Raw genomic sequence first — 7,011 nt, forward strand, 5'->3', positions numbered from 1 at the left:
CGACCCCCACGCGCACCTGCGGTGCTGCCCACATGGCCCCGCGAGACCACTTCGTGGACCTTGGGGCGCCCCACCCCTTCTCGGGGGCGGCCGGCGAGGGCTGAGGTCGGGGCGCTGTGGCGCGGCGTTGCACCGTTAAATCCGCCCTTGGATTGCCGCCGACCGTAACCCATGCTCGCTGTGTGAGCACCCCCACCATTGGCCTTGTCCTCACCGGAGGCGGCGCGCGCGCCGCCTACCAGGTGGGCGTGCTGTCCGGCCTGAACCGGCTGCGTCGTGAGTCCGGCGAGCCCGATCGCAATCCCTTCCCGGTCATCGTCGGCACCTCGGCCGGCGCCGTCAATGCCGCCGCACTGGCCTCTGGCGCCGACGAGTTCGACCGCGCTGTGCGACTGCTGGCGCAGGTGTGGCGCAACCTCGAGGCGGGCCAGGTCTATCGCGCCGACGCGTTCGGCGTGATGCGCACCGGGGCGCGCTGGCTGACGCTGTTCACCGCCGGCTGGGCCCTGGCGCGCTGGCGCCGTGCGAACCCACGTTCATTGCTCGACAACCATCCGCTCGAAGGACTGCTGCGCGAGATGGTGCCGATGCAGCGTGTGCCGGGGCTGATCGAACAAGGCCATTTGAAGGCCTTGGCGATCAGCGCCTCGAGCTACTCGGCCGGCACGCACGTGACCTTCTACGACGCGCAGCAGAGCCTGCAGCCGTGGACGCGCTCGCACCGCCTGGCCTTGCCGTGCCGGCTCGACGTTGCGCACCTGATGGCTTCGTCGGCCATTCCCTTTATCTTCCCGGCCGTGCCGCTGCGATTGCCGGGCCGCACCGAATACTTCGGTGACGGCTCGATGCGCCAGGCCGCACCCATCTCGCCGGCCATTCACCTGGGCGCCGACCGCATCCTCGTGGTGGGCGCTGGGCGGCTGCATGAGCCGGTGGGTGCGAGAGTGGACGCCAACGGTTACCCGAGCCTCGCGCAGATCGCCGGGCATGCCTTGTCCAACATCTTTCTCGATGCGCTGGCGGTCGACATCGAGCGGCTGCAGCGCATCAATCACACGCTGTCGCTGCTGTCCGACGAGGCGCGGGCGCGCACCGCGCTCAGGCCCATCGAGCTGCTGGTGATCGCACCGAGCCTGCGCCTGGACGACATTGCGGCGCGTCACCTGCAGGCCTTGCCACGGCCGGTGCGCGCGCTGCTGCGCAGCGTCGGCGTGGCGCCAGAGAGCAGCGAGCCGGGGCACGCCGAGGCGGCGCGCGGCGCGGCACTGGCCAGCTACCTGCTCTTCGAGGCGCCTTACACGCGCGAGCTGATCGCGCTCGGCGAGGCGGACACGCTGGCGCGTCGTGCCGACGTGATGCAATTCTTTGGCTGGGGCTCGGTTCGCGCTCAGCGCGGCGTCGCGGCGCCTGCCGAGGCCGCCGCCTTCCCGGCCACCGCGGCCGCCGCAGCCGCTGCATCCGCGTAAGGCGCGCCGGCAACGGTGAGGCCGCCGGCCGAGAGCCGCGCCGCGGTGGCGGTGCGCACGCCGGGCACGCGCTTCATCAGGTCGGACCAATCGGTGAACGCCTGCACGCTGCGCGCTTTGATCAGCTTGGCCGACAAGACGGTGCCCACGCCTTTAAGCGACTCCAGTTCGGCCTGGCTCGCGGTGTTGACCTCGAGCGCCGCTGCGATCGACGCCACGGCGAGCAGCAGCGGCACGACCAGCAGGCGCGCCCGCTTCATTGCGCTGCCAGCCAGGAGACGTAGCGCGACACGCCACTGGCCACGTTGCTGAAGGCCACGTCGCAGCCGCTGGCGCGCAGCGCGGCGAGGTCGGCCTCGGTGTGGCATTGGTACTTGCCGACGAGCGCTTCGGGGAAGGGGATGTACTGAACGAGACCCTGCGCCACCTGCTCGGCCAAGGTCAGCGCGGGGGCGCCGGCCAGCGCGCGAGCGGCGTTGACGCTGGCGTGCGCCACGTCGTTGAAAGGCTGGGCGCGGCCGCTGCCGAGGTTGAAGATGCCGCTCGCGAACGGATGCTGCAAGAACCACAGGTTGACGGCGACCACGTCGTCGACCGAGACGAAATCGCGCTGCTGCTCGCCGGCCGCACAGCCGCCGTACTCGCCGAAAAGCTTGACGTGGCCGTGCTCGCGAAACTGGTTGAAGTGGTGGAACGCGACCGAGGCCATGCGACCCTTGTGCTGCTCGCGCGGGCCATACACGTTGAAGTAACGAAAGCCGGCAATCTGAATCGCCGCACTGGGCAGGTGGCGGCGCACGACCTGGTCGAACAGCAGCTTGGAGTAGCCGTAGACGTTGAGCGGCTGCTCGTTGGCGGGTGTCTCGGTGAAGGCACTGCTCGCGCCATACGTGGCAGCCGACGATGCGTAGAGCAGCCGCGTGCCGTGCGCGAGGCAGGCGTCGAGCAGGTCCTTGGAATTGCGGTAGTTGGTGTCGAGCATGTAGCGCCCGTCGTGCTCCATGGTGTCGGAGCAGGCGCCTTCGTGGAACACCGCCTCGACGCGGCCGAACTCGCGCCGTGCGAAGCGTGCGTAGAACTCGGACTTGTCGAAGTAGTCGCTGAGCTGGCTGCCCAGCAGGTTCTTGAACTTGGCGCCGTGGCTCAGGTTGTCGACGGCGATGACGTCGTCGATGCCGAGCCGGTTGAGGCCCTGCACGAGGTTGCTGCCGATAAAACCCGCCGCGCCGGTGACGACTACACGCATGGCTGCCTCCTGCGGGTTTCGGTGCAGGCTGACTTGCGCCCGAAAGTCATGTCGAAGCCAAAACCCGCCGCGCCGGTGACGACCACTCTCATGTGAACAACTCCTCGTAGCGCACGCTGGCGGTGCCGAACTTGCCCACCACGATGCTGCCGGCGCGGTTGGCCAGCGGCATGGCCTCGCGCGCGCTCAGGCCGCAGGCCATGAGTGCAGCGAGCGTGGCGATGACGGTGTCGCCGGCGCCGGTCACGTCGAACACCTCGCGGGCCTGCGCCGGCACGCTGGCGTCGCCGGCCGCGTCGAACACCGTCATGCCTTCTTCGGAGCGCGTGAGCAGCAGCGCCTGCAAGCCGAGCTCAGTGCGCAGCGCCTGGGCGCGCTGCAGGAGTTGAGCCTCGTCGCTCCAACTGCCCACCACCTGCGCCAGCTCGGCGCGGTTGGGCGTGATCACACTGGCGCCGGCATAGCGGCGGTAGTCGCTGCCCTTGGGATCGACCAGCACCGGCTTGCCGGCGCCGCGTGCCAGCTCGATCATGCGCGGTATGTGCGTGAGGCCGCCCTTGCCGTAATCGGAGAACAGCACCGCGTCGTGTTCGGGCAAGGCACGCTCGTAGTCGACCAGCATGCCCGAGAGCACCTCGTGGTCGGGCTGGTTCTCGAAATCCACGCGAATGAGCTGTTGCGAGCGGCCGATCACGCGCAGCTTCACGATGGTGTAGAGCTTGGGGTCCCTGCCGAGCAGGGTAGCGACGCCGTCGCGCTTGAGCAGGCGCTCGAGCGTGCGCGCCGGCTCGTCGTCGCCGACCACGGTGAGCAGCGTGGCTTGCGCGCCCAGCGTCTTGACGTTGAGCGCCACGTTGGCCGCGCCGCCGAGGCGCTCTTCCTCGCGGTTGACCTTGACCACCGGCACCGGCGCTTCGGGCGAGATGCGTTCGACCGCGCCAAACCAGTAGCGATCGAGCATGGCGTCGCCCACCACGAGCACACGCGCCTCTGCGAGGCGTTGCGGGGTGACTGTCATTGGTCCTCCAATCGGCGTGGCGGGTAGCTGTCCCAGCCGTGGCAGCCGGGGCATTGCCAGAAGTAATGTTGCGCCTCGAAGCCGCAGGCCGCGCAGCGGTAGCGGTGCAGCGGCTTGGCGGCGGCGGCGGCCAGCTGCTGCAGGGCTTCGGTGTCGGCGGGTGTGGCGGCGACGCCCTGCGCCAGTTGCTCCTTGAGCAGCGCTGCCGCGCCGGACAGCGTGGCGTGGCGTTGCAGGTGCTCGCGCAGCAGAGCCAGGCGATCGTCGGCGCCAGAGGCCAGGCGCAGCAGCGCGCTCAGCACGTCGAGGCTGGGTGCGCGTTCGTAGACCGCCTGCAGGCGCGTGCGCGCGGCCGCCTCGTCATGGCAGGCCAGGGCGCTGGTCGCGTAATCGAGGGCGATAAGCGCAAAGGCATTGGGTTGTACGGCGAGCAGTTCGTCCCACACCGCGAGCGCCTCGCGGTGGCGCCCGGCCTGGGCCTCGCGCTGGCCTTCGAGCACGCGCGGCCGGGCGGCTTGCGGCGCCGCCTCGCGCGCCTTGCGCAAGGCGTCGGCGGCCTCGTCGCCGCGGCGACGTGCGTCGGCCTCGAGCGCCAGTTCGCAACCGTAGTGCGCGATGCGGCTGGCGAACGAGCCGGCGCCGCTCGCTTCGAGCTTGCGGGCGGTGTCGACGGCGGCGTGCCAGTCGCGCGAGCGTTCGTGCAGGGCGAGGAGTTCGAGCCGCGCGTCGGTGGCAAACGCGGTCCCTTCGAGCGCGCGAAACGCTTCTTCAGCGCGGTCGAACAGCCCGGCCTTCACGTAATCTTGCGCCAGCGCATGCTGGGCGCGCTCGCGCTCGGTGGCCGAGAGGTCGCCGCGCCCGAGCAGGTGCTGGTGGACGCGCACCGCGCGCTCGTACTCGCCACGGCGACGGAACAAATTACCCAGCGCGAAGTGCAGTTCGGAGGTGCCGGGATCCTGTTGCACCGCTTCGATGAAGGCGTCGATCGCCTTGTCCTGCTGTTCGTTGAGCAGCAGATTGAGGCCCTTGTAATAAGCCTTGGGCGACTCCTGCTGCTCGCGCTTCCACTGGCGCACGTCGAAGCGCGACGCCAGCCATCCGAGCGCGAACGCGACCATCAGCCCGAGCAGGGTCAGCGCGAGGGTGGTCTGGACATCAAACTCCATCGCGCGGCGGATGCTCGGCGAAGGCGGCAACCGCCTCGGCATTGCGGACGGCATTGGAGTCGAGCACGGTGGTCGCCACGTCGGCGCGTGGCGCGCGCTGGTCCCGGGCCACGCGTCGGTGCTTCCACCAACTCGGCAGCATGGCGAAGATGCCGACGGCGCAGCCGAGCGCGAAGGCGCCGAGCACGATGAACACCATGGGGGCGCGCCATTCCTGGCCGAAGAACCACTTGAGCGCGGCGTCGTGCTGGTTGTTCAGTGCGAACGCAAATAGCGCAAAGAACACGGCGGCCCGAAAGAGCCAAAGGAGGGCACGCATGGTCGGGCGGATTCTAGGGGCCAGCGGCCCGCGAAACGCCTAAGCGACGGGCGGCTCGCCGACGTGCTGCGCGGCCTCGGCCTCGAGGGCCGCGGTGCGTGCGTCGACGGCTTCGCGCAGGGCCTTGCCGGGTTTGAAATGAGGCACCAGTTTTTCGGGGATCACCACTTGCTCGCCGGAGCGCGGGTTGCGGCCCATGCGGGGCGGTCGGCGGTTGATGGAGAAGCTGCCGAAGCCACGGATTTCGATGCGGTGGCCGCGCGCGAGCGCGTTCGACATGGCGTCGAGGATGGTCTTGACGGCGAATTCGGTGTCGCGGTGCGTCAGCTGGCCAAAGCGTTCACCGAGCAGGGCGACGAGGTCGGAGCGGGTCATCGAACGAGGCGTGCCTGAGAAGTCTTGTTCGCGGTCTTGCAGCGGTCTTGCCCCGCGCCCTGCGGCGCGGCACGATGACGGCATGCCGAGGACGCGCGGGCGTCCTCGGCGCGAGCCGTCAGTTCTTGTTGTCGAGCTTGGCCTTGAGCAGGGCACCCAGGCTGGTGGTACCGGCGTTCTCGCGCTCGGAGGTCTGTGACAGACGCTGCATCGCCTCTTGGTTGTCGACGTTGTCCTTGGCCTTGATCGACAACTGGATCGAGCGCGTCTTGCGGTCCACGTTGATGATCAGCGCGGTGACTTCGTCGCCTTCCTTGAGCATGTTGCGTGCATCCTCGACGCGGTCGCGCGAGATTTCCGAAGCGCGCAAATAGCCGGTGACGTCGTCGACGAGCTGGATCTCGGCGCCTCGCGCATCGACCGTCTTGACCTTGCCGGTGACCGTCATGCCGCGGTCGTTGATGGTGGTGTAGTTGGCAAACGGGTCACCGTCGAGCTGCTTGATGCCCAGCGAAATGCGCTCGCGCTCCACGTCGATGGCCAGCACCAGCGCCTCGACCTCCTGGCCCTTCTTGTAGTTGCGCACCGCGGTCTCGCCCGGCTCGTGCCAGGAGAGGTCGGACAGATGCACCAGGCCATCGATGCCAGCGGCCAGGCCCACGAACACGCCGAAGTCGGTGATCGACTTGACGGGGCCCTTCAACTTGTCGCCGCGCTTGTGGTTCTGCGCGAACTCGTCCCAGGGATTGGCCTTGCACTGCTTCATGCCCAGGCTGATGCGACGCTTGTCCTCGTCGATCTCGAGCACCATGACTTCGACCTCTTCGCCCAGCGTGACGAGCTTGGAGGGCGCGATGTTCTTGTTGGTCCAGTCCATCTCGGAGACGTGTACCAGGCCTTCGATGCCGGGCTCGATCTCGACGAACGCGCCGTAGTCGGCGATGTTGGTGATCTTGCCGAACAGGCGGGTGCTCTGCGGGTAGCGGCGCGAAACGCCGACCCATGGGTCATCGCCCATTTGCTTGAGGCCGAGCGAGACGCGATTCTTCTCGGCGTCGAACTTCAGCACCTTGGCGGTCAGCTCTTGGCCAACCTGCACCACCTCGCTCGGGTGGCGCACGCGGCGCCAGGCCATGTCGGTGATGTGCAGCAGGCCGTCGATGCCGCCGAGGTCGACGAAGGCGCCGTACTCGGTGATGTTCTTGACCACGCCGTTGACGAAGGCACCTTCGCGCAAGGTGGACAGCAGCTTGGAGCGCTCCTCGCCCATCGAAGCCTCCACCACGGCACGGCGCGACAACACGACGTTGTTGCGCTTGCGGTCGAGCTTGATGACCTTGAACTCCATCGTCTTGCCTTCGAACGGCGTCATGTCCTTGACCGGACGCGTGTCGAGCAGCGAGCCAGGCAGGAAGGCACGG

The 7,011-nt window shown here is 68.5% G+C and carries 8 protein-coding genes; 1 reads left to right on the forward strand and 7 read right to left on the reverse strand.

Annotated features, from left to right (window positions below; all coding sequences use genetic code 11):
• Positions 1–182: 182 nt before the first annotated feature.
• Positions 183–1,466 carry a patatin-like phospholipase family protein gene (locus RMO12_RS13890; protein ID WP_309625488.1) on the forward strand — a complete coding sequence of 428 codons (1,284 nt, stop codon included), beginning with the start codon at positions 183–185 and terminating at the stop codon, positions 1,464–1,466.
• On the opposite strand, the gene RMO12_RS13895 is transcribed toward RMO12_RS13890, so the two are convergent.
• The 7 genes from RMO12_RS13895 to rpsA form a co-directional block, all read right to left on the reverse strand.
• Positions 1,388–1,726 (reverse strand): helix-hairpin-helix domain-containing protein, encoded by a 339-nt coding sequence (locus tag RMO12_RS13895; RefSeq protein ID WP_309639737.1) that lies wholly within the window; start codon positions 1,724–1,726, stop codon positions 1,388–1,390. The genes RMO12_RS13890 and RMO12_RS13895 overlap by 79 nt on opposite strands.
• Positions 1,723–2,712: an ADP-glyceromanno-heptose 6-epimerase gene (gene rfaD / locus RMO12_RS13900; protein ID WP_309639738.1), complete on the reverse strand. Its 990-nt coding sequence runs from the start codon at positions 2,710–2,712 to the stop codon at positions 1,723–1,725. The genes RMO12_RS13895 and rfaD overlap by 4 nt, the downstream gene beginning before the upstream one ends.
• 88 nt (positions 2,713–2,800) lie before the next feature.
• Positions 2,801–3,730: a D-glycero-beta-D-manno-heptose-7-phosphate kinase gene (gene rfaE1, locus RMO12_RS13905; RefSeq protein ID WP_309639739.1), complete on the reverse strand. Its 930-nt coding sequence runs from the start codon at positions 3,728–3,730 to the stop codon at positions 2,801–2,803.
• Positions 3,727–4,896: a lipopolysaccharide assembly protein LapB gene (gene lapB, locus RMO12_RS13910; RefSeq protein ID WP_309625651.1), complete on the reverse strand. Its 1,170-nt coding sequence runs from the start codon at positions 4,894–4,896 to the stop codon at positions 3,727–3,729. Before lapB ends, rfaE1 begins: the two co-directional genes overlap by 4 nt.
• On the reverse strand, positions 4,886–5,215 hold the full coding sequence (locus RMO12_RS13915) for a LapA family protein (protein WP_309625650.1): 330 nt from the start codon (positions 5,213–5,215) through the stop codon (positions 4,886–4,888). The genes lapB and RMO12_RS13915 overlap by 11 nt, the downstream gene beginning before the upstream one ends.
• A 39-nt stretch (positions 5,216–5,254) precedes the next feature.
• Positions 5,255–5,590: an integration host factor subunit beta gene (locus tag RMO12_RS13920; RefSeq protein ID WP_309625649.1), complete on the reverse strand. Its 336-nt coding sequence runs from the start codon at positions 5,588–5,590 to the stop codon at positions 5,255–5,257.
• A gap of 118 nt (positions 5,591–5,708) precedes the next feature.
• On the reverse strand, positions 5,709–7,011 hold a 1,303-nt coding region (rpsA, locus tag RMO12_RS13925), incomplete at its 5' end, for a 30S ribosomal protein S1 (protein WP_309639740.1).

Source organism: Methylibium sp., assembly GCF_031393925.1.
Taxonomy (GTDB): Bacteria; Pseudomonadota; Gammaproteobacteria; order Burkholderiales; family Burkholderiaceae_C; genus Methylibium.

Bases quoted from the DNA above. Each gene is read 5' to 3' on its own strand.
- RMO12_RS13895 (WP_309639737.1), bottom strand. From the start codon at position 1,726: ATGAAGCGGGCGCGCCTGCTGGTCGTGCCGCTGCTGCTCGCCGTGGCG.
- rfaD (WP_309639738.1), bottom strand. From the start codon at position 2,712: ATGCGTGTAGTCGTCACCGGCGCGGCGGGTTTTATCGGCAGCAACCTC.
- rfaE1 (WP_309639739.1), bottom strand. From the start codon at position 3,730: ATGACAGTCACCCCGCAACGCCTCGCAGAGGCGCGTGTGCTCGTGGTG.
- lapB (WP_309625651.1), bottom strand. From the start codon at position 4,896: ATGGAGTTTGATGTCCAGACCACCCTCGCGCTGACCCTGCTCGGGCTG.
- RMO12_RS13915 (WP_309625650.1), bottom strand. From the start codon at position 5,215: ATGCGTGCCCTCCTTTGGCTCTTTCGGGCCGCCGTGTTCTTTGCGCTA.
- RMO12_RS13920 (WP_309625649.1), bottom strand. From the start codon at position 5,590: ATGACCCGCTCCGACCTCGTCGCCCTGCTCGGTGAACGCTTTGGCCAG.